Source organism: Streptomyces sp. NPDC014889 (genome assembly GCF_043081205.1).
GTDB lineage: Bacteria > Actinomycetota > Actinomycetes > Streptomycetales > Streptomycetaceae > Streptomyces.
The window spans coordinates 77,390-97,934 of sequence record NZ_JBIBWH010000009.1; the positions used below are offsets into that span (position 1 = coordinate 77,390).

15 protein-coding genes and 1 pseudogene are annotated in these 20,545 nt (G+C 74.0%); 8 read left to right on the forward strand and 8 right to left on the reverse strand.

What is annotated here, in order from left to right; genetic code table 11:
• Positions 1–316 precede the first annotated feature (316 nt).
• Positions 317–673: a YciI family protein gene (locus tag ACF09J_RS19265; protein WP_392306905.1), complete on the reverse strand. Its 357-nt coding sequence runs from the start codon at positions 671–673 to the stop codon at positions 317–319.
• Positions 674–902: 229 nt separating this feature from the next.
• Between ACF09J_RS19265 and ACF09J_RS19270 the strand changes: the two genes are divergently transcribed.
• The 3 genes from ACF09J_RS19270 to ACF09J_RS19280 all read left to right on the forward strand — a co-directional run bounded on the left by ACF09J_RS19270 (position 903) and on the right by ACF09J_RS19280 (position 4,395).
• Positions 903–2,435: an SDR family oxidoreductase gene (locus ACF09J_RS19270; RefSeq protein WP_392306631.1), complete on the forward strand. Its 1,533-nt coding sequence runs from the start codon at positions 903–905 to the stop codon at positions 2,433–2,435.
• A gap of 123 nt (positions 2,436–2,558) precedes the next feature.
• On the forward strand, positions 2,559–3,932 hold the full coding sequence (locus tag ACF09J_RS19275; RefSeq protein WP_392306632.1) for a cryptochrome/photolyase family protein: 1,374 nt from the start codon (positions 2,559–2,561) through the stop codon (positions 3,930–3,932).
• Between the two features lie 196 nt (positions 3,933–4,128).
• A complete protein-coding gene (locus tag ACF09J_RS19280; protein ID WP_392306633.1) occupies positions 4,129–4,395 on the forward strand; it encodes a GlsB/YeaQ/YmgE family stress response membrane protein in 267 nt (88 codons plus the stop codon).
• 34 nt (positions 4,396–4,429) lie between these two features.
• Here ACF09J_RS19280 and ACF09J_RS19285 read toward each other — a convergent pair whose 3' ends face one another.
• Complete coding sequence (locus ACF09J_RS19285) at positions 4,430–5,206, reverse strand: GNAT family N-acetyltransferase (RefSeq protein WP_392306634.1); 777 nt, start codon at positions 5,204–5,206, stop codon at positions 4,430–4,432.
• 134 nt (positions 5,207–5,340) lie between these two features.
• Positions 5,341–6,006: a chaplin family protein gene (locus ACF09J_RS19290; protein WP_392306635.1), complete on the reverse strand. Its 666-nt coding sequence runs from the start codon at positions 6,004–6,006 to the stop codon at positions 5,341–5,343.
• Between the two features lie 261 nt (positions 6,007–6,267).
• Here ACF09J_RS19290 and ACF09J_RS19295 point away from each other — a divergent pair, with 261 nt between their 5' ends.
• Complete coding sequence (locus tag ACF09J_RS19295; protein WP_392306906.1) at positions 6,268–7,875, forward strand: alpha/beta hydrolase; 1,608 nt, start codon at positions 6,268–6,270, stop codon at positions 7,873–7,875.
• 14 nt (positions 7,876–7,889) lie between these two features.
• Here the strand turns inward: ACF09J_RS19295 and asnB are convergent, their stop codons facing one another.
• Positions 7,890–9,734, reverse strand: coding sequence for an asparagine synthase (glutamine-hydrolyzing) (gene asnB, locus ACF09J_RS19300; RefSeq protein ID WP_392306636.1), 1,845 nt, complete (start codon positions 9,732–9,734; stop codon positions 7,890–7,892).
• A 403-nt stretch (positions 9,735–10,137) separates the two neighbouring features.
• On the opposite strand from asnB, the gene ACF09J_RS19305 reads away from it, so the two are divergent.
• Complete coding sequence (locus tag ACF09J_RS19305) at positions 10,138–11,238, forward strand: chemotaxis protein (protein WP_392306637.1); 1,101 nt, start codon at positions 10,138–10,140, stop codon at positions 11,236–11,238.
• Positions 11,239–11,283: 45 nt separating this feature from the next.
• On the opposite strand, the gene ACF09J_RS19310 is transcribed toward ACF09J_RS19305, so the two are convergent.
• A complete protein-coding gene (locus ACF09J_RS19310; RefSeq protein ID WP_392306638.1) occupies positions 11,284–11,697 on the reverse strand; it encodes an SsgA family sporulation/cell division regulator in 414 nt (137 codons plus the stop codon).
• 416 nt (positions 11,698–12,113) lie between these two features.
• Here ACF09J_RS19310 and ACF09J_RS19315 point away from each other — a divergent pair, with 416 nt between their 5' ends.
• The gene (locus ACF09J_RS19315; RefSeq protein WP_392306639.1) at positions 12,114–13,559 is read left to right on the forward strand and encodes a PP2C family protein-serine/threonine phosphatase; all 1,446 of its coding nucleotides are present in this window, start codon (positions 12,114–12,116) and stop codon (positions 13,557–13,559) included.
• A 21-nt stretch (positions 13,560–13,580) separates the two neighbouring features.
• Here ACF09J_RS19315 and ACF09J_RS19320 read toward each other — a convergent pair whose 3' ends face one another.
• Positions 13,581–15,074 carry a hypothetical protein gene (locus ACF09J_RS19320; RefSeq protein WP_392306640.1) on the reverse strand — a complete coding sequence of 498 codons (1,494 nt, stop codon included), beginning with the start codon at positions 15,072–15,074 and terminating at the stop codon, positions 13,581–13,583.
• A 233-nt stretch (positions 15,075–15,307) separates the two neighbouring features.
• Between ACF09J_RS19320 and ACF09J_RS19325 the strand changes: the two genes are divergently transcribed.
• The gene (locus tag ACF09J_RS19325; protein WP_392306641.1) at positions 15,308–16,447 is read left to right on the forward strand and encodes an aminoglycoside phosphotransferase family protein; all 1,140 of its coding nucleotides are present in this window, start codon (positions 15,308–15,310) and stop codon (positions 16,445–16,447) included.
• Positions 16,448–16,776: 329 nt separating this feature from the next.
• Positions 16,777–18,759, forward strand: a complete 1,983-nt coding sequence (locus ACF09J_RS19330; RefSeq protein WP_392306642.1) for an N-acetylmuramoyl-L-alanine amidase — start codon at positions 16,777–16,779, stop codon at positions 18,757–18,759.
• A gap of 70 nt (positions 18,760–18,829) precedes the next feature.
• Here the strand turns inward: ACF09J_RS19330 and ACF09J_RS19335 are convergent, their stop codons facing one another.
• Positions 18,830–19,327: a hypothetical protein gene (locus tag ACF09J_RS19335; RefSeq protein ID WP_392306643.1), complete on the reverse strand. Its 498-nt coding sequence runs from the start codon at positions 19,325–19,327 to the stop codon at positions 18,830–18,832.
• A gap of 304 nt (positions 19,328–19,631) precedes the next feature.
• Positions 19,632–20,533, reverse strand: a pseudogene (locus tag ACF09J_RS19340) (universal stress protein).
• Positions 20,534–20,545 lie beyond the last annotated feature (12 nt).

The window sequence follows — 20,545 nt, forward strand, 5'->3', positions numbered from 1 at the left end:
TTGCCCTTCGTCCGGACGGTGGCCGTCGCCACGGGGCCGCGCCCCGGCGGCCGATGACACCGTCGGTCAGGATGGTCAGGTGCATGACACCACGCCCGGCGCCCGGACGTCAGGCGAACTGGCCTGCGCTCCAGGGGAGTTGGAGGATCCGCAGAGCGCGGCCGCACCCCCGCGAGGCCGGACGGAGCCGGTTCCTCGCGCGCACGTGCCGGCGGTACCGGGCACGGTGTGGGGGCGGCCGCGGTGGGGGGTTGGGGGCACTCAACCGCACTGGTCTGTACCAGTCAAGGGTGTAGACCAATCGAAGTGCCGGGCGTCAGTCCCCGGCCGGGTGCAGGAACGGCCGCACCTCGATGGGGAGGGTGGTGGCCAGGCTCGCCTTCCGGCCCCACTCCACGGCCGCGTCCAGATCGGGCGCCTTGATGAGGCACAGACCGCCCAGGTATTCGGCGCCCTGGGCGTAGGGGCCGTCGGTGACCCGTACCTCACGGTCCACGGGACGCAGGACCACGGCGGCCTCCGGGCCGTGCAGCCCGCCGGCGAAGACCCAGGCGCCCGCCTTGCGCAGCTCCTGGTGGAAGCCCTCGACCTCGCGCATGATCCGCGCCAGCGCCTCGGCCGCGGGCGGCTCGCCCTCGGCCGGCTGGATCACGCTGAGCAGGTAGTACTTCATGACGTTCTCCTTGACGTCGTGCCGTCGTCCCACCTCTCGCTCGAACGGTGGGCCCCGCACCGGCACCTCGCCCGACGGCATCGGCGGAATCCTTCCCCGGGCATCGCCGCGCGGCAGCCACGGCCACGCGATCGGCCCACGGAAAGCGTCGTGCGCGCATCCGCGAGGGCCGTCCCGGTGGAAGCCTTCCGGTAGGACACAAGGCACCGACACGCGAGGGACCGGGACGATGAACGGTGAGGACACGGGCGACGGCCCGCTCTGCCTGGTGACGGGCGCCACGGGATACATCGGTGGCCGGCTGGTCCCGGAGCTGCTCGACGCCGGCCACCGGGTGCGCTGCCTGGCCCGCTCCCCCGGCAGGCTGCGCGACCACCCGTGGGCGCCCCGCACGGAGGTGGTGCGCGGCGACGTCACCGACCCGGAGTCGGTCGCCGCGGCCCTGCGGGACGTCGACGTCGCCTACTACCTGGTGCACGCCCTCGGCACCGGCAAGGACTTCGAGGAGACCGACCGCCATGCCGCACGCGTGTTCGGTGAGCGGGCCCGGGCCGCGGGCGTGCGGCGCGTCGTCTACCTCGGCGGCCTGATGCCCGCCGGCGTGCCGCAGCGGGAGCTGTCCCCGCATCTGCGCTCGCGCGCGGAGGTCGGCCGCATCCTGCTGGCCTCGGGGGTGCCGACCACCGTCCTGCGCGCCGCCGTCGTCATCGGCTCGGGATCCGCCTCCTTCGAGATGCTGCGCTACCTCACCGAGCGCCTGCCCGTGATGGTCACCCCGAGCTGGGTGGGCACCCGCATCCAGCCGATCGCCGTGCGGGACGTCCTGCGCGTCCTGGTGGGCAGCGCGGGGATGCCCGACGACGTGAACCGGGCCTTCGACATCGGCGGGCCGGACGTCCTGACGTACCGGGACATGATGCTGCGGTACGCGGCGGTGGCGGGCCTGCCCCGCCGGATCGTCGTCCCCGTCCCGGTCCTCACCCCCCGGCTGTCCAGCCAGTGGATCGGCCTGGTCACCCCGGTACCGGCGGCCCTCGCGCGCCCGCTCGCCGAGTCGCTGCGCCACGAGGTCGTCTGCCGGGAGCACGACGTCCTGCGGTACGTGCCCGACCCTCCCGGGCATCCGATCGGCTTCGACGAGGCGGTGCGGCTGGCGCTGCGACGGGTCCGCGACGCGCAGGTGACGACCCGGTGGTCGTCCGCGTCGGTGCCCGGCGCGCCCAGCGATCCCCTGCCCACCGACCCCGACTGGGCCGGCGGCAGCCTCTACACCGACCGGCGGGAACGCACGGTGGACGCCCCGCCCGAGGACCTGTGGCGGGTCGTCGAGGGCATCGGAGGCGACCACGGCTGGTACTCCTTCCCCCTCGCCTGGGCCCTGCGCGGCGGGCTCGACCGGCTGGTGGGCGGCGTCGGGCTGCGCCGGGGACGCCGTGACCCGCGGCGGCTTCGGGTGGGCGACTCGCTCGACTTCTGGCGCGTGGAGGAGATCGAACCGGGGCGGCTGCTGCGGCTGCGGGCCGAGATGCGGCTGCCGGGCCTGGCCTGGCTGGAGATGCGCGTCGGCACCGACGCCGAGGGCCGCACGCTGTACCGCCAGCGCGCGGTGTTCCATCCGCACGGGCTGCTCGGGCACGCCTACTGGTGGAGCGTCTCGCCCTTCCACGCGGTCGTGTTCGGCGGGATGGCCCGCAACATCGCCGGGGCGGCGGCCGAACAGGCCCGGCTCACCCCGTCGGGGGAACGCACCTCCGTCCGCTGACGCCCGCATCCGCCGGCGGCCCCGCGCCAGAAGCAGTCCGGAGCGCCCCGGACCGTCAGGAGCGGTCCTGACCGTCAGGAGCGATCCGTCCGGCCCTCCCCGACCCCGCCACGGAGCCCCACCATGAACGTCTCGGTCGTCCTGTTCACCGCCGACCTGCGGGTGCACGACCACCCGCCGCTGCGCGCCGCCCTCGACGGCTCCCGGCACGTCGTCCCGCTGTTCGTACGCGACCCGGCCGTGGACGCGGCGGGCTTCGCCGCCCCGAACCGGCTGGCGTTCCTCGCCGACTGCCTGCACGGCCTCGACGCGGAACTGCGCCGGCGCGGCGGCCGGCTGGTCGTCCGCGGCGGCGACCCCGTCGAGCAGGTCCGGGAGGTGGCCCGCGAGGCCGACGCCGGTGAGGTCCACCTGGCGGCCGACGTCAGCGGCTTCGCCCACCGCAGGGAGGAGCGGCTGCGGCGCGCCCTGGCGGCGGACGGACGCCGGCTGCACGTGCACGACGCGGTGACCACGGCCGTCGCGCCGGGCGCGCTGACGCCGTCCTCCTCGGACCACTTCGCCGTCTTCACTCCCTACTTCCGGCAGTGGTCGCGGCAGCGGCTGCGCGCTCCACTCGGCGCCCCCCGCGCCGTCCGCGTCCCGGACGGCGTCGCCTCCGATGAGCTGCCCTCCCGGCCGGCCGCCTCGGAGCTGTCGGCGGGCCTCGCGCCGGGCGGCGAGGCGGAGGGCCGCGGGCGGCTGGCCGGCTGGCTGCGCTCGGGCGCCGCCGCCTACGGGGAGCGGCACGACGACCTGGCCGCCGACGCCACGTCCCGGCTCTCCCCCCATCTGCACTTCGGCACCCTCTCCCCGGCCGAAATCGTGCACCTGGCGCGCGACGCGGGCGGTCCGGGCGCGGAGGCCTTCGTACGGCAGCTCGCCTGGCGCGACTTCCACCGCCAGGTCCTGGCGGCGCGGCCCGCCGCGGCGAGCGCCGACTACCGCACGAAGCACGACCGGTGGCGGTCCGAGCGGTCCGCGCGCGAGGACGTGGACGCGTGGCGCGAGGGCCGCACCGGCTATCCGGTCGTCGACGCGGCCATGCGCCAGTTGCTGCACGAGGGCTGGATGCACAACCGGGGCCGCCTGCTGACGGCGAGCTTCCTCACCAAGACCCTGTACGTCGACTGGCGGGTGGGCGCGCGGCACTTCCTGCGCTACCTGGTCGACGGCGACCTCGCCAACAACCAGCTCAACTGGCAGTGGATGGCGGGCACCGGCACGGACACCCGGCCGGGCCGGGTGCTCAACCCCGTCACCCAGGCCAGGCGGTACGACCCCGACGGCACGTACGTACGCCGCTGGGTGCCCGAACTCGCCGGGCTGGAGGGGCCGGCCGTGCACGAGCCGTGGAAGCTCCCGGGGCCGGCGCGGGCCGCCCTCGACTACCCGGACCCGGTGGTGGACCTGTCGGACGGGCTGGCCCGCTTCAAACGCGCCCGCGCCCGCGACTGAGGGAACCGCGCTTCCCGGCCCCGGGAGACGCCGAGGAAGCGGAGGACGTGGCCCGGCAGGTCCTCCGCGGCGTCCGGCGGGGCAGGCACGGCTACCGGCGCCGCCGCTTCCTGCACCAGGCCGAACCCACCGGTGTGGCTCCGGTTCCAGCGGGAATGCGAAAGGGCGCGGGGGTCACGACGCAGAGGGGCGGAAGATGGAGATCACGGGCATCATCAGTGCCATCGTCATCGGCTTGATCATCGGTGTCCTGGGACGGCTGGTCGTTCCCGGACGCCAGCACATAGGCGTTCTCTGGACGATCCTCATCGGCATCGTGGCCGCGCTGATCGGCGCGGCGATCGCCTCCGCGCTCGGCGTCGCGGACACCAAGGGGGTCGACTGGATCGAGTGGCTCATCCAGATCGCCCTCGCCGCCCTGGGTGTCTCCCTGCTGGACCGGGCGAAGGCGGGTCACCGCTGAGCCGGCGACCCCGGCCGTGAGCCCGCAGGCGGGCTCACGGCTCGTACACGTACGGCGTCGTGGTGGTCAGGGCGACGAAGCCGAGGCGTTCGAGGATGGGGCGGCTCAGGCTGGAGGCGTCGACCTGGAGGTAGCGGTAGCCGCGGTCGGCAGCGGCACGGGCGCGGTGGGCGACGAGGGCGCGGTAGACGCCCCGGCCCCGCCAGCCCTCGACGGTGCCGCCGCCCCACAGGCCCGCGAACCGCGTACCGGGGACCAGCTCCATCCGGGCCGCGCTCACCGGCACGTCCCCGGCGAGGGCGACGACGGCGACGAGCGTGTCCGGTTCGGCGGCGAGCCGGGCGAGCAGGCGGTGGCGCAGACGGGAGGCGTCCTTGCCGAACGCCTGCTCGTGCACGCCGACCACGAGATCGACACCCGCCTCGTCGGTGACCGTGCGCAGACGCACGCCCTCGGGCGGCTCGGCGTCGAGGTCCAGCTCGGCGATCTCGGCGGCCATCAGCGTCTCCTGCGGCTCGGCGGCGAAGCCGGCGGCCAGCAGGCGCCGCCCGAGGTCCACGGGGCGGTCGTGCCCGTACACCTTCCATTCGAACGCGAGGCCCGAATCAGCGTAGCGGGAGGTCTGTTCGGCGATCGCGGCGTCCACGGAGGACTCGTCCAGGTCCGACCACAGGACGCCGTTCCAGTCCTGTGCCGAGCCGATCTGGCGCACCACGTTCCCGGCGCGCTCCACGCGCAGTCCGGGACCGTCGGGCCGGACGCCTTCGCGCAGCTCGCGGTCGTACAGGGCGAGTACCTCGGTGTGATCCATACGCCCACTGGACCAGGGCGCGGACGTCCGCGGCAACAGGTTTACGGTGCGGGGCCACGGCCTGGGGGGCCGCACCGGGCGGGGGCCCGCCGGACCGGTGTCCGGTGGGCCCCCGCCGCGGTCGCGGCTCCGTGTCAGCGGAGCGCGCCGGGCCGGAAGCGCCGGTACAGCACGGCTCCGCCGAGCACCAGGGCCGCGCCCGCCGCCACCACGGGCGCGGTCTGGTCCGCGCCGGTGTGGGCGAGCGACACCTGCGTCTGAGGCACGGCCGCGGGCTGCGGACGCGTCACGTGCCTCGGCACCGGCTGCGGCTCGGACCGCACGGGCGGCGGGGGCGTCGGGGTGACCTGCTCGCCCGGCGTGTTCGTGGACGTGTTGCCGGAGGCCGCGTTCCCGATGCCCACCACGTTCACGCTGTTGCCGCTGACATTCACCGGAACGTGCACCGGCAACTGGATGGTGTTGCCGGAGACCACCCCGGGGGAGTCCTGCGCGGCGGCCTGTGCCACCGCACCGCTTGCCGCCGGCGTCCGGTCTCCCCCGTCGGACGCGTTGGCGCACCGGTTGCCCGCCGCGGGGTTGAGAAGCCCCACCACGTCGACGGTGTTCCCGCACACGTTGATCGGAACGTCCACCGGCAGCTGGATGGTGTTGCCGGAGAGCACACCGGGCGAGCCGGACGCGGCACCCTCCGCCACGGCGCCGCCGTCCGCCGCGAAGGCGGACACCGGCATCGCCATCGCCATCGCGCCGGAGGCGGCGGCCACGGCGATCACACTGTTCCGCGTGACCCGTTTCATAGGTTCCCTGCCTTCCAGACATGGTCGCGGGCGCTCACCCGCACCCCGTAAAACGCTGGTGAAAGGTTCCGGGTTATGGCCTCTCGCCCTTTCACCCCATCGGGGGGCCCGTTATCGAACGGCGCGCGAACCCGCCGAGGCCGGCGGCGGCCTCCCGGCGTCCGCCTGCCGACGTCGCGGGGCAGGCGGGAATGTGGCGACGGGCCTAAGGTGGGCGAAGGCCTGTTCCCGGTCCGCGGCGGAGCGTTGCTGGAGGCGCCCATGCTGGCCAAGCTGTCGACGCGGCGCGCGGCCCGGCGCGGCGCGTGCGCCGGGGCCGTCACGCTCGTCCTCCTCGGCGCGGGACTGCCCGCGCGGGCCGACGCCGGCGCGCCGAGGGGCCTGAGCCGGTTCTACCGCCAGAAGGTCGCATGGGGGGCGTGCGAGGCGGGCGCCCCGAAGGACATGCAGTGCGGCAAGGTCACCGTTCCCCTCGACTACGCGCACCCGGGCGCGGCCACCCTCGACCTCGCCGTGGCCCGCTACCGGGCCACCGGCCCCTCCCGGGGCTCGGTGCTGCTGAATTTCGGCGGTCCCGGCGTCGCGGGCGTGCCCGGACTGACCACCGACGGCAAGCGGTTCCTGGACCTGACCAACGGCTACGACGTGGTCGCCTTCGACCCGCGGGGCGTCGGCAGGTCCTCTCCGGTCGGCTGCGGCCTCGGCACCGACGACCGGGCGACGCGGGCGACCGGCGGGAACGGGGACCTCGGCGACCCGAAGGTGGCCCGCGAGAAACTCACGGCCTGGCAGCGGACGGCCGCCGAGTGCGCCCGGCACTCGGGCCCGGTCCAGGCGCACATGGGCACCGTGGACGCGGCCCGGGACATGGACGTGATGCGGCAGGCGCTCGGCGACGACCGGCTCGACTACCTGGGTTTCTCCTACGGCACCCGGCTTGGCGCGGTGTACGCGGCCCTGTTCCCCGGCAAGGTCGGCAGGATGGCCCTCGACGGGGTCGACACGCTGACCGAGCCGCTGGAGCGACAGGGGCTGGTCGCCGCCGAGGCGCAGCAGACGGCGCTCGGCGACTTCCTCGACTGGTGTGTGCGGGACATCGCCTGTCCGTGGGGCGACGACCGCCGCCTGGCAGGCGACCAGGTCGTCCAGCTCGTCCGCTCGCTCGACGAGAGACCGGTGCCGAACGGAGTCGGCGGGAAGCTGTCCGGTCAGGACCTGGCCCGGGCGATCGGACAGGCGCTCTACAGCAAGCAGTTGTGGCCCTCCGTCGAACGGGCGATCGCCTCCCTGGTACAGGACGGCGACACGCGCGGCATCGAGGCCTTCTCCGCCGGTGGCGGGACCCTGCCGGGACGGCGGAGCGCGCCGCGTGCGGCGGACGGCGGGCTGGTCGGCTCCGGCGAGATCCCGCCGGACAACCAGCCCGCCGCGACCATCGCGGTCAACTGCGCCGACGACCCCGACCGGCCCGGCGCCGCGCAGCTCACCAGGGACCTCGGCCGGCTGAGCGCCGAGTACCGGCGGGCCTCGCCGGTCTTCGGCCGTGCCCGGCTGAACGAACTGCTGATGTGCTACGGCCGCCCGAAGGGCACCGACTTCATCCGCGAGAAGGTGAAGAACGTCGACACGGCGAGGATGCTGCTGGTCGGCACCCGCGGCGACCCGGCGACCCCGTACCGCTGGACGCTGGAGACGGCGCGGCGGCTCGGCCCGTCCGCCGTGGTCCTCGACAACCGGGCCGACGGGCACACCGGGTACCTGTCCTCCCGGTGCGTGCACAAGAAGGTGAACGACTTCCTGTTGTACGGCTCCCTGCCGGCCGGTGGCAGTTCCTGCGGGGCGGACCGGGAGCCGGACGCGAGCGGCTGACCGGCCGGCCGGGCTCAGCCGGTGACGATCTGCGGCTGGTACATGTCCAGCCAGACGGCCAGGTCGAGGGTCCGCTCCAGGCCGCGACGCGCCGCCTGGTTGCCGCCGAGGGGGGTGTCGCTGTGCGCGAGGCGGCGCAGCCGTTCCTGGTCCACGAGGTCGAAGACCGGGTGTCCCGGCCGGCCGAGCAGATCCTTGGCGTGGTCCTGGAGGGCGAGGGCGTACTTGGGGTCCTGGGTGGACGGGTACGGGCTCTTGACCCTGTCGTACACGGACCTGGGCAGCAGATCCGCGGTGGCCTCCCGCAGCAGGCTCTTCTCCCGGCCGTCGAACGACTTCAGGGCCCAGGGCGCGTTGTAGACGTACTCGACCAGGCGGTGGTCGCAGTAGGGGACGCGGACCTCCAGGCCGACCGCCATGCTCATCCGGTCCTTGCGGTCGAGCAGCGCCCGGACGAAGCGGGTCAGGTGGAGGTGGCAGATCTGCCGCATCCGGAACTCGAAGTCGCTCTCGCCGTCGAGGCGGCCGACGGCGGCGATGGCGGTGCGGTAGCCATCGGCGACGTAGCCGCGCAGGTCGAGGGCCCGGGCGAGGTCGGAGCGCAGGACACCGGCGTCGTCGCCGAAGTCGCGCAGGAAGCGCACCAGCCAGGGGAAGGTGTCGGCGCGGCGCGCGTCCTCGTCGAAGAAGTGCCGGTAGCCGCCGAAGACCTCGTCGGCGGACTCGCCGGACAGGGCGACGGTCGAGTGGTCCCGGATGCTGCGGAACAGCAGGTAGAGGGAGGAGTCCATGTCGCCGAAGCCCATCGGCAGGTCCCGGGCGCGGACCACCTTCCGGCGGATCTCCGGGTCGGCGAGGGTGTCCGCGTCGAGCACGATGTCCTGGTGGTCGGTGTCGGCGGCGCGCGCCACGTCGTGCACGAACGGCGTGTCGGGGGTGGCGCGAAGGTCGTCGGCGACGAAGTGGTCGCTCTGCCCGACGAAGTCGACGGCGAAGCTGCGCACCTTCTCGCCCTGCTCGGCCAGGCGGCGGGCGGCCAGCGCGGTCATGGCGGAGGAGTCCAGGCCGCCGGAGAGCAGGGTGCAGCGGGGCACGTCGGCGACGAGCTGGCGGCGCACGATGTCGTCCAGCAGAGTGCGGACCGTGGCGACGGTCGTGTCGCGGTCGTCGGGGTGGGGCAGGGTCCGCAGCCGCCAGTAGGCGCGGGTGCGCAGGCCGTCGCGGCCGACGGTGACGACGGTCCCGGGCTCGACCTCGTGCATGCCGTCCCAGACGGCGTGGCCCGGGGTCTTGACGAAGGTGAACAGCTCGCGCAGGCCGTCCAGGGTGACCCGGGGGCGGACCATGGGGTGGGCGAGGATCGCCTTGGGCTCGGAGCCGAAGAGGACGCCGTCGGGGGTGGGCCGGTAGTAGAAGGGCTTGATGCCCATCCGGTCGCGGATCATGACGAGCTCGTCGTGGCGGCCGTCCCAGATCGCGAAGGCGTACATGCCGTTGAGGTGTTCGGCCACGGCATCGCCCCACTCCAGGTAGCCGCGCAGGACGACCTCGGTGTCGGAGTCGGTGCTGAAGCGGTGGCCGCGGGCGGCCAGTTCGGCGCGCAGCTCGGTGAAGTTGTAGGCCTCGCCGGAGTAGACGAGGGCCACCGTGCCGTCCGGGGTCCCGGCGGTCATCGGCTGGCGGCCGCCGGGCAGGTCGATGATCGCGAGCCTGCGGTGCCCCAGGGCCGCGGGCCCCTCGGCCCAGGTGCCGCGGTCGTCGGGGCCGCGGCAGGCCATCGTCTCGGTCATGGCGCGCAGGGTCGCGTCCTCGGTCCGAAGATCACGGTCGTAGGAGACCCAGCCGGTGATGCCGCACATCCGCTACCTCCCGCCCTCCGGCCCGCGGAGAACCAGTTGCATGGAGCACCTATATGACGAGCGTCCGCCACCGGGGCGGTGGCGGTCAACGCGTCCTTCACCCGGATGCCGCCGCGACCCGCCGGTTCCGGCCGCGCTTTGCTCCCGGAACAGCACGGAATGGGCCCCGCACCTGGGGCGGAGCAGCGCGAACCGGTCAAGGGCAAAGACTTCTCCATGTCCGCGGACCACTCCCGCGCCGGTGCACCGGGGCCGCGCCGGCCCGGGGCGGGCGCGCCGCACGGTCCTGGGCGGGCGCGCCGCACGGCATGCGGGGCCTCCGAGGGCGTACCAGCGAAGGGGCCCGCGCGCCAGCCGAGTTGCCCCGAATGCCTGACGTGCGAATCGGACCTATCGTGCTGTCATGGAGCACGAGCTGAGTCCCTCGATCCTCGCCGAGCTGCGGCGTCCGCGCCCCTACCCGGCGGTGTCGGTGCTGACGCCGACGCACCGCCGCGAGCCCGACAACGCACAGGATCCGGTCCGGCTGCGCAATGTCGTGGCCGAGGCCAAGCGGCAACTGGAGGCCAACCCGCAGGTGGGCCGGGAGCAGCGCCACGACGTCGTCCGGCAGCTCGACCAGGCCCTGGCGGAGGTGGACCTGACGTACGCCGAGGACGGGCTGGCGATCTTCGCCGCGCCGGGCGAGCACCAGGTGTGGTCGCTGACCCGTACCGTTCCGGAGCGCGTGGTCCTCTCGGACACCTTCCTGACCCGCAACCTGGTCTCCGCGCGGACCGCCGAGCGCCCGTTCTGGGTCCTGTCCGTCTCCGCGGACCGCGTGACGCTGTGGAGCGGCGGCGGCGACCGGGTGACGCAGGACCATACCGGCGGCTTCCCGCTGACCAGGAAGCTCGTCGAGAACTTCGACGCCGAACGCCGGATGCAGATCGGCGACGAGCCGAGCACGTTCCGCGACCAGAGCACCCGCCAGTTCCTGCGGGAGGCTGACAGCGCGATGAGCGCGGTCCTGCGCGAGCGCCCGCGCCGGCTGTACATCACGGGCGAGCCGGCCGCGCTGTCCGCGCTGGAGGAGGTCGGCAGCGTCGCGAAGTGCGCGGTGCCCGTCCAGCACGGCGGCCTGGCGCACGCCACCCCGGAGGCGGTGTGGCGGGCGATCGGGCCCGTGCGCGACGAGAAGACGCGGGGCGACACCGAGGCGGTGGCGCGCGAACTGGAGGGGGCCCGCGGGCGCAAGGAGTACGCGGCCGGTGTCGACGAGGTCTGGCAGACGGCGCGGGAGGGCCGGGTCCGGCTGCTGGCCGTCGAGGAGAACTACCGCGTGACGATGCGCGACTCCGTCGGCGGCCATCTGGTTCCGGCCGGGAGCGAGGAACCGGGTGCCCGCGACGACATCGTGGACGAGATCGTCGAGCAGTGCCTGGAGACGGGCGCCGATGTGCGCTTCGTTCCCGACGGCACCCTCGGCGACGCGCAGGGGATCGCCGGGGTGCTGCGCTACTGACGCCGTGCGCCGGGCCCTGGGGGAGGCCCGGTGGCGGTGGCCGGGTCAGACGGTGCCGAACAGGGTGCTCAGTCCGTGGTCGACGGCGGCGGTGAGGTCCTCGTGGCCGGGGGCGACCACGGCGTAGCTGCGCAGCAGGAAGCGGTGGAGCGCCGGGGTGTCGAACTGGAGCAGGGCCAGACCGGCGGGCGAGTGCAGCTCCAGCACCGTACGGGACCCGCCGCACGGCCACAGATGCACGTCCCCGGCGCCGGCCTGGCCTTCGAGGCCCTCCTCCAGCAGGACCCGGGCGAAGGTCCACGAGACCGCCTCGCTGTCCAGGGAGGCCTCGGGCGGGAAGTCCATGTGCACGGCCAGCGGGTCGGTGGAGACGTAGCGCAGGACGGCGGGCACGGGGAGTTCCCGTCCGTCCGCGGTGATCAGGCGGGCGCTCGCTGTCTGTTCGAGGGTGGTGTCCATGGTCGGTCTCCTGTGCGGGTCGTCAGGTCGGCCGGTTGTGCCGTTGTCCTTGGGAGCCCGCAGGAGCCGTTCGCATTACGCCTGACCGCCCACCAATCCATGTGAGGTGCGTCACTGTCCCGGCGATCGGCTGCGGGGGCCCGCCGGAAGGGAACACACAGCCGTAGAACACATGCTTGAACGTCCGCGTGCCGCCTCGGGCCGACCGTCAAATCGCGTACACCGTCTACGCCTCGACCACCCGCGCGGCTACACAGAAGATGCCGGTCAGACGCCGGGGGAAGACTGTGGCATATGCCAGGTGCACCCTCGCGTCGCGTCTTGCCAAATCCCTTACGGGGCGCCGTCGGCTGTGCCACAGTCGTAGCGCTCCCTCCCGCCGCCTCGGCCGTACCGTCCCCGCATCGGAGTGCGCCATGCCGCCCCATGTCTCCGCGGACCGCTCCCCCGCCCAGCCACCGGCGGGCGGCCCGGTCGACGCGCTGATATCGCAGGCGCGCCGGCTCAGGGGCGAGGTCGACGCCGTACGGCGGGACACACAGGGCGACGCCTCGGATCCGCAGGGCAGGTGGGAGCGCGCGCTGTGCGATCTGGCTCTGCGCCAACTCGGCGACCTGGCCGCGCACCTGGCGCAGTTACGGGACGGCCCGCCACCGGTGCCGGCGGCCGATCCCCGCGCCCCGGCCGCCGCCCCGCGCGGCTCGCTGCTCAGCCGTGTCGGCAGCGCCGAGTGGAACCTGATGACGGACAAGGCCGCCTGGTCGGGCGAGCTGTTCCGGATCCTGGGCCGCGACCCGGCCGTCCCCCCGCTCACCCTCGACGAACTGCCCTCCGTCGTGCTGGACGAGGACCGGCCGCGGCTGACCGCCATGGTCACCGACTGCCTGGTCGACGCCAAGCCCATCGACGGGGAGTTCCGCATCGTGCGGCCTGACGGCGCCGTCCGCGCGGTGCACATGATGGGCGAGCCCGTGCTCGACGCCGACGGCGGCACCGCCTCGATGTGGGCGGTGCTGCGGGACGTCAGCGAACTGCGGCTCAGTCAGTCGGCCGTGCGCGAGACCCGTGACTCGCTGCACCGCCACCGGCATCGCGCGCAGACCGAGCGCCGGCTCGCGGTCGAGCCGCAGGAAGCCGCGCTCCCCCCGTGGCGCGGCTTCCTGCGGCTCCCGCACCGGGGCCGCCCGGGACTCGACCTCGCCGCCCACCGCCTGCCGTCCTCCACCGGAGCCCCGGCCGGGGTCGGCTGGTACGACGCCCTGGAGCTGCCCGACGGCGACACCCTGCTCGCCGCCGGGACACTCACCGGCCGCGGGCCGGGCACGGCCACGGGCGCGGCGATGCTGCTGGGCGCCCTGCGCGGCATGGCGATGGCTGGGGCCCGGCCGGAACAACTGATGACCTGGCTCGACCAGTTGCTTGACGCCACCGCGCAGCCGGCCGCGGGCAGCGCCGTCTGCTGCCACTACCGGCCCGCCACCCGCACCCTGACCTGGGCGCGGGCGGGACACCCCGCCCCGCTGCTGTTCCGCGGCGGGACGGGGCGGATGCTGGACGCCCCGGACGGCGCCCCGCTCGGCACCGCCTCCCGAGCCTCCTACGGGCAGGCCGAGGAGACCCTGGAGCCGGGCGACCTGCTCCTGCTGCACACCGACGGACTGGTACCGCGGTGCGGGTCCCCCCGCGCCGGCGCGGCCGGGGGTGAGGGACGGACGGCCACCGCACACCGCCTGCTCGGCCTGGCACCGCGGTTCGGCGCGGCGCGCGGCGCGCGGGACTGCCTACGGACGGTCGTCGAGGAGTTCGCCGGAACCGGGCGCGCGGACGACACCTGTGTGCTGGTCGCCCGGGTGACGTCGTAGCCCGCGTACCGAACCGGGACCCTACGCCGGCGCGCTCCCGGTGTTCCTGCCCTTCGGCCTGGGCAGCGCCAGCCGGATCTCCTCCCTCAGCTCACCGACCTTCGGATAGGTGGCGTACTCGGCGGTGAGCCGGTACATCTCGCGCAGCCGGTCCCAGGTGCGGCGGGAGGAGTTCGAACCCATCGCCATCAGGGCCAACCGCGCGTACCGGTCCGCCTGTTCGGGATCGTCCGCGATGAAGCAGGCGGAGGCCATGGACAGATGGTCGAAGATCTTCGACCGCTCGCGCCCGTCGACCCGCAGGGACAGGGCCTTCTCAGCGTAGTGCTGGGCGTGCACGGCCGCGTCCGGGTCGTGCTCCGCCAGCGTGCGGTACGCGAGCGCCGTCATGCCGTACAGGTCCTCGTCCTTGAAGGTCTGCATCCAGTCGAGCGGCTCCGCGTCGCCGGTGTCGGAGACGAAGAGGTCCTCCGCCTGTCCGAGGGTGCGGCGCATCGCCTGGCCCTTGCCCATCGAGGCCTGCGCCCATGCCTCGATGGTGTGGAACATGGCCTTGGTGCGGGGCTGGAGGCGGTCGCCAGCGCCGGAGTGGGCGAGCTTCATCAGGTCCAGCGCGTCGTCGGGCCGGCCCAGGTGCACCATCTGGCGTGCCGCGCGGGACAGCGCCTCCCCGGCGCGCGGCCGGTCGCCGCCCTCCCTGGCGGCGTGGGCGGCGATGACGAAGTACTTCTGGGCGGTGGGTTCCAGGCCGACGTCGTGGGACATCCAGCCGGCGAGGACGGAGAGGTTGGCGGCGACGCCCCACAGGCGCCGCTGGAGATGGGATGGATGGCGGTAGGCGAGCATGCCGCCCACCTCGTTGAGCTGGCCGACCACCGCCTTGCGTTGCAGCCCGCCGCCGCGGGCGGCGTCCCAGGCCCGGAACACCTCCACCGAGCGTTCGAGTTCCTCGATCTCCTGCGACCCGACGGGGGCGGCGTCATAGCGGTCGTACCCGGCGGGGTCGGCGTGCAGGGGATGGTCGAGGGCGGGGGTGTCGGTCTTCAGTGTCGGATCGGATTGCAGCCAGTCGTGCATGGCGCTGCTGAGTGCGGAGCCCGCGGCGAGCGCGGCGCCCGCGCCCACCAAGCCGCGTCGGTTGAGCATGAGGTCCATTCCCGTGAATTCGGTGAGGACCGCGGCGGTCCGCTCGGGCGCCCACGGCACTGAGTCGGGATGTTCCGCACTCCCGTCGCCCTGCCGTTTCCCTGTACGCCCGTGCCGCACCAGACCTAGGTCCTCGATGGTCACGACACGGCCGAGACGCTCGGTGAACAGGGCCGCCAGCACCCGTGGCACGGGATCGCGCGGGATCTCTCCCATGTCGATCCAGCGCCGCACCCGGGAGGTGTCGGTCGCCAGCTGGGGATGGCCCATGGCCGCCGCCTGCCGGTTGACCAGCCTCGCGAGTTCCCCCTTGGACCAGCCGGCCAGGCCGAACAGGTCCGCGAGACGGGTGTTGGGTTGTCCTGTCACGTCAAGCCCCCAGGTACTCGGCTGAGTTGACAGTAGACCCGCCGCGACTTGCCGGGCGACTATTCGCCAGGGTTCGCCAGGGTGCGCCACATGGTGTGCCAGTGCGCGCCGGGTGTCAGGTAGGAACGCGCCACCCCGACCCGGTCGCCGAGGGACATTCCCCAGGGTGCACCCGGGCGTCCGGGCCGGGAGGCGCTGAAGCAGCAGGCACACGAAGGGATCGGTCCCGCCCCATGTATGCAGCATCGTCCTCCGTGTCCGCCCCGCCCCGGTCGCTGCGTCCCCGTCCGGGCGCCGGCGGCCCCTACCTCGACCCCGTGCGTCCGGCGGCCCCCGCGCTCGGTGCCGGCCGGCCGCGGCACGCCGTGGGGCCCGGCACGCAACCGCTCAGCGGGAGAGTCGACTTGTCCGGCCCTCAGGGCGCGCAACTGCGCACGGCGATCGCCTCGGTGCACCGGATCTGCCCGGAGTTCGCCCCGGTGCAGGTGCTGCGGCGCAGCGGGCGGTCCGTGCTCCTGGTCGGAACGATCGGACGCAGCACGGCCGTCGCCAAGTGTTTACTCGACCACTCCCCCGCGTGGGCGGAGCGCTACCGTCACGAAATAGCCGCATACCGCTCGTTCGTCCGGCACCGGCCACCGGTCCGTGTGCCCCGGCTGATCGCGGCGGATCCGGACAACTGCACGCTGGTGATCGAACGGACGCCGGGCCGGGTGGCCGCGCTGCAGCGGCACCCGGTGGAGGCGCCGCCGAGGGCGGACATCGGGGCGGCCCTGGGCGCGATCTGCCGGCTGAACGCCTGGCGGCCCCCGGCGGGCACGTTCGACGCCCCGCTGGACTATGCCGCCCGTATCTCCCGGTACCACGAGCTGGGTCTGCTCACCGACCGGGACCTGGGTGACCTGCAGAAGCTGCTGCACGGCATCGCGCACGCCGCGGGCCGGCAGGGCATGGGCCAGTTCTGCCACGGCGACGCGCTGCTCGCCAACGTCCTGCTCTCCCCGGCCGGTCCCGTACTGGTGGACTGGGAGCACGCCGGCTGGTACCTGCCGGGCTACGACCTGGCGACGCTGTGGTCGGTGCTCGGGGACGCCCCGCTCGCGCGGCGGCAGATCAGCCAGGTCGCCCAGGCGGCGGGCCCGGCCTCACGGGACGCGTTCCTGGTGAACCTGATGCTCGTGCTCACCCGGGAGATCCGCACCTACGAGACGGCCGTGCAGCGTTCCATGCACGACACGGCCCCGTCGGCACCGGGCACGGCCCACCCGGGTGCCGTGCCGTCCGGCGAGGAACAGCGGCTGCTGCTGCGACGGCTCCACGACGACTGCCAGATGGCCCGCCGGGCCGTACGCGCGGCCGTCGGCACTCGCTGACCGGGACAGAGGTCCGCGGCGCACCCTGCGACTCGGGTGGCCGCGGACCTCCCTCATGCTCGCCCTTGCCCGGCTCTCGTGCAGCTCGTCCGGCGTCGCTGCCCGTCGGGAGCCGATCTCTTTCGGAGCACTGGCCGCGGGGGCCATTGGTGTAAGCCACTGACGCCGCGCAGGCCTGGGGGGCACCGCGGCGAAACTCGCCGAGATGCCGCTTGACATGGGTAATCGCCTTGCTGCGCGCATGATTGACGGATCGTCGGACAGCCGGTACCACTGATCCACGCCGGCCCCGCACGCCCCGCTACGCCCGAGCGCCCCAGGAGGCTGCATTGCGAGGATCCGCCACCACCGACCCCAGATCCATGCCGGGACGCAGAAGCGCACGGGCCGCGGCGGGAGTCGTCGCCTCGGCCGCGCTGCTGCTGCCGCTGCTCGGCGGCGCCCCGTCCGCGGGCGCCGCCACGGACGACACCGGCCGGTTGCAGCGGGCGTTCACGTCCGCGTCCGCCGAGTACCACGTGCCGCTCAGCGTCCTGCTGGGCGTGTCCTATCTGCAGTCGCGCTGGGACGGGCACGGCGGCGCCCCGAGCGTGACCGGCGGCTACGGACCGATGCACCTGACCGACGCGCGCACCGCGCTCGCCTCGGCCCCGCACCACGCCGAGGGCTCGGAGGACGCGCGCGGTGACGACGCGCGGGCCGCCCTGCACCCCGAGGCGGAGGTGCCCTCGGAGTCGGCCCTGCCCGCCCGGCTGAAGACGCTGCCCCGGGCGGCCGAGCTGACCGGGATCCCCGCCGAGCGTCTGCGTGAGGACGAGTCGGCGAACATCGAGGGCGGCGCGGCCCTGCTGGCGGCCGCCCAGAAGAAGCTCGGCGAGCCGCTGAGCGCGGATCCGGCCGACTGGTACGGCGCGGTGGCCCGGTACTCCGGCGCGGACGACAGCGCGACGGCGGCGGCCTACGCCGACGACGTCTACAACGTGATCCGCTCCGGTGAGCGGCGCACCACCGATTCGGGCCAGCGGGTCGTCCTGGCCGCGCGGCCCGGCGTCGCCCCCCGCAAGGCCCAGCTGACGCGGACGGCCCTGCCGCGCCGCTCGGCGGAGGGCACGGAGTGCCCGGCCTCGGTGTCCTGCGAGTGGGTGCCCGCGCCGTACGAGGAGTTCGGCGGGGACGACTACGGCAACCACGACCTGGGCGACCGGCCGAAGGCGCAGTCCATCCGGTACATCGTCATCCATGACACAGAGGGCAACTGGGACGGTGTCCTCAACCTGATCCAGGACCCCACCTATGTGTCCTGGAACTACACGCTGCGCTCCACCGACGGACACATCGCCCAGCATGTGAAGGCCAAGGACGTGGCCTGGCACGCGGGCAACTGGTACATCAACGCCAAGTCGATCGGCCTGGAGCACGAGGGCTTCCTCGCCTCGCCGGACGCCTGGTACACGGAGGCGATGTACCGCTCCTCGGCGCGGCTGGTGAAGTACCTCGCGCGGAAGTACGACATCCCGCTGGACCGGCAGCACATCCTCGGCCACGACACCGTGCCGGGGACCACCACGCCGAACATTCCGGGCATGCACACCGACCCGGGCCCGTACTGGGACTGGCGGCACTACTTCAAGCTGCTCGGCCACCCGTTCGAGCCGTCCGCGGGCAAGCACGGCGGCCTGGTGACGATCCGCCCCGACTACGCGACCAACCGGCCCGAGTACACGGGCTGCGTCACCAGCGGCCGGCCCTGCGCGGCGCACGGCTCCAGCGAGGTGCGGCTGTACTCGCAGCCCGACACCTCATCGCCGCTGATCAAGGACATCGGTCTCAGGCCGGACGGCAGCCCGTCGACGATCGACGTGAACGACGTGGCCTCGCGGGTGGAGACCGGGCAGCAGTACGCGGTCGCCGACCGGCAGGGCGACTGGACGGCGATCTGGTACCTGGGCCAGAAGGCCTGGTTCCTGAACCCGGCGAAGCAGCGGACGGCGGTGGACGCGGCCGGCACGGTGGTGACGCCGAAGGCCGGGCTGGACAGCGTGCCGGTGTACGGCAGGGCCTACCCGGAGGAGGGTGCCTATCCGGCGGGCGTGCCCGTCCAGGCGGTGTCGCCGCTGCCGTACAAGCTGCTCGCGGGCCAGAAGTACGTGGTGGGCGATCTGCTGCCGGGTGAGTACTACTACTCGGCCACCTTCACCACGGACTCGCACCGTGTCGTGGTCGGCAAGGACATGTACTACCAGGTCCAGTTCGGCCACCGGGTGGCGTTCGTGCGCGCCGCGGACGTACAGGTGGAACGCTCGTCCCGGTAGCGGGCCGGGGGTGTACGAGAACGACGAAAGGGCCGGCCCCGTGGGGCCGGCCCTTTCGCTCAGTGACCGGTCAGCCCTGCTGGAACAGCTCGGCGGGCAGCGGCTTGAGCAGGGCGTACAGATCGTCGGTGATCGGCCGGTCCCAGGCGGCGATGGTGACCAGGACGCCGTCGCTGCGGTCGAACTGCACGCAGGAGACACGGCTCTCGGAGAGCCTCAGCCGGCGCACGATCAGGAGGTTGTCGCCCTGGAGCACCGGCATGTCCTCGGTGCCGACGACGGTGACCTCCTCGTCGTTCTCCAGGGCCAGCAGGAGCTGCGCCACCTCGAAGGGGACCTCGCCGTCGGCGACCTCGCGGGCGGCCGAGCCCTCGGGCAGATTGCCGATGATCATCGCCGTGCCGCGGCCGCCGAACAGGTCGTAGCGCAGGAAAACGCCCTGGCAGGTGCCGTCGGGCGCGGGCAGCAGACCGGCGCCCAGGTTGCCGGGCCAGTCGCCCGGATCCATGGCCAGGACATCGAAGTCGGGCCCGGCGGGCGTGGCGTTGCGGCGGCGGAGGAACGACATGCCGCCATGGTACGTGCCCCGCCGGGCCCCGCGGCGTGAGGGAGGCCACCGACCGGGGGTGGAATCACCCGTGGTCCTTCCCGTGGTGCGACTCGTGGTGGCGGCGCCGCGGGCGCGGTCACCGGGGCGCGGGGTGGCCCGCTCGGGGAGGTAGTGGTGCTTCGGGACGGATCGTCCGCGGCGGGTGCGTGGCGTGCGGGCCGGTGCGCCGGGAGAGCTCGGCGCACCGGCGCGCACGGCGTGGGTGCGGAGCCCCGCACGGCTGGGTGAGGAGTGCGGGGGGCGGGCGGAGGAGTGACCGGCGTCACTCCTCCGGTGGTGACGGGGGCACCACCGCGATGGGAGCGGCCGCGTGCAGCAGGACGGCCTGGGTGACGGAGCCCATCATGCGGGCCGGGGCCAGGAGCCGCCGGCGGTGGCGGCCGACCACGATCAGCTCGGCGTCGCGGGAGGCGGCGACCAGCAGGCCGGCCGCGTCGCCGGGCGCCACGTGGGGCTCGGCGGTCACCTCGGGGTGACGGGTGCGGTGCGGGGTGAGGAAGCCCTCGGCCAGGGTGCGGGTCTCGTTCTCCACGGCGTCCTGGTCGACCATGAGCGCGGTGACCTCCGCCGGGGCTACCCAGGCCGGGGGCGGCCACGGGTAGGCGGCGACCACCTGGAGCCGGGCCCCGCGCAGGGCGGCCTCCGTGAAGGCGAAGTCGAGCACGGCGTCGTCGGGGCTGTCGATGTTGACGCCGACGACCACCCGTGGCCCCGGCCGGCGGCCGTCCCGTCGGGGACCTCGCGGCCGGGCCGGGGCAGCACGACGACCGGGCACTCGGCGTCGCGGGCCGCGGCCAGGCTGCTGGAGCCGAGCAGCAGGCTGGCGAAGCCGCCGCGCCCCCGTGAGCCGAGCACCAGAAGCTGCGCGCCGGCGCCGAGTTCCGGCAGCAGGGCGCCCGGAAGCCCGTCCAGACCGGAGCACTCGACGTCCGTACCGCGGGCGCGCTCGCCGAGGTGGGCGCGTGCCTGGTCGAGCACCGGGTCGCCGTCGTCGCCGGGCGGCCCGGCGACGAGGACGTCGGGCTGGGCCAGGGCCGCGTACTGCCGGACGTGGACCGCCCGCAGGGACGCCCCGCGCCGCCGGGCGGCGTCGAGGGCCCAGTCCAGGGCGCGCAGGCTGTCGTCGGAGCCGTCGACGGCGGCGACGACCGGTGGGGTGCTCATGAGTTCCTCTCC

What these genes read in the sequence shown, in the direction of transcription:
- asnB (WP_392306636.1), bottom strand. Translation starts at nt 9,734, where the DNA reads ATGTGCGGCATCACCGGCTGGGTCTCCTACGACCGTGATCTTCGGACC.
- ACF09J_RS19290 (WP_392306635.1), bottom strand. Translation starts at nt 6,006, where the DNA reads ATGAAACGGGTCACGCGGAACAGTGTGATCGCCGTGGCCGCCGCCTCC.
- ACF09J_RS19280 (WP_392306633.1), top strand. Translation starts at nt 4,129, where the DNA reads ATGGAGATCACGGGCATCATCAGTGCCATCGTCATCGGCTTGATCATC.
- ACF09J_RS19295 (WP_392306906.1), top strand. Translation starts at nt 6,268, where the DNA reads ATGCTGGCCAAGCTGTCGACGCGGCGCGCGGCCCGGCGCGGCGCGTGC.
- ACF09J_RS19285 (WP_392306634.1), bottom strand. Translation starts at nt 5,206, where the DNA reads ATGGATCACACCGAGGTACTCGCCCTGTACGACCGCGAGCTGCGCGAA.
- ACF09J_RS19315 (WP_392306639.1), top strand. Translation starts at nt 12,114, where the DNA reads ATGCCGCCCCATGTCTCCGCGGACCGCTCCCCCGCCCAGCCACCGGCG.
- ACF09J_RS19305 (WP_392306637.1), top strand. Translation starts at nt 10,138, where the DNA reads ATGGAGCACGAGCTGAGTCCCTCGATCCTCGCCGAGCTGCGGCGTCCG.
- ACF09J_RS19325 (WP_392306641.1), top strand. Translation starts at nt 15,308, where the DNA reads ATGTATGCAGCATCGTCCTCCGTGTCCGCCCCGCCCCGGTCGCTGCGT.
- ACF09J_RS19265 (WP_392306905.1), bottom strand. Translation starts at nt 673, where the DNA reads ATGAAGTACTACCTGCTCAGCGTGATCCAGCCGGCCGAGGGCGAGCCG.
- ACF09J_RS19270 (WP_392306631.1), top strand. Translation starts at nt 903, where the DNA reads ATGAACGGTGAGGACACGGGCGACGGCCCGCTCTGCCTGGTGACGGGC.
- ACF09J_RS19335 (WP_392306643.1), bottom strand. Translation starts at nt 19,327, where the DNA reads ATGTCGTTCCTCCGCCGCCGCAACGCCACGCCCGCCGGGCCCGACTTC.
- ACF09J_RS19275 (WP_392306632.1), top strand. Translation starts at nt 2,559, where the DNA reads ATGAACGTCTCGGTCGTCCTGTTCACCGCCGACCTGCGGGTGCACGAC.
- ACF09J_RS19310 (WP_392306638.1), bottom strand. Translation starts at nt 11,697, where the DNA reads ATGGACACCACCCTCGAACAGACAGCGAGCGCCCGCCTGATCACCGCG.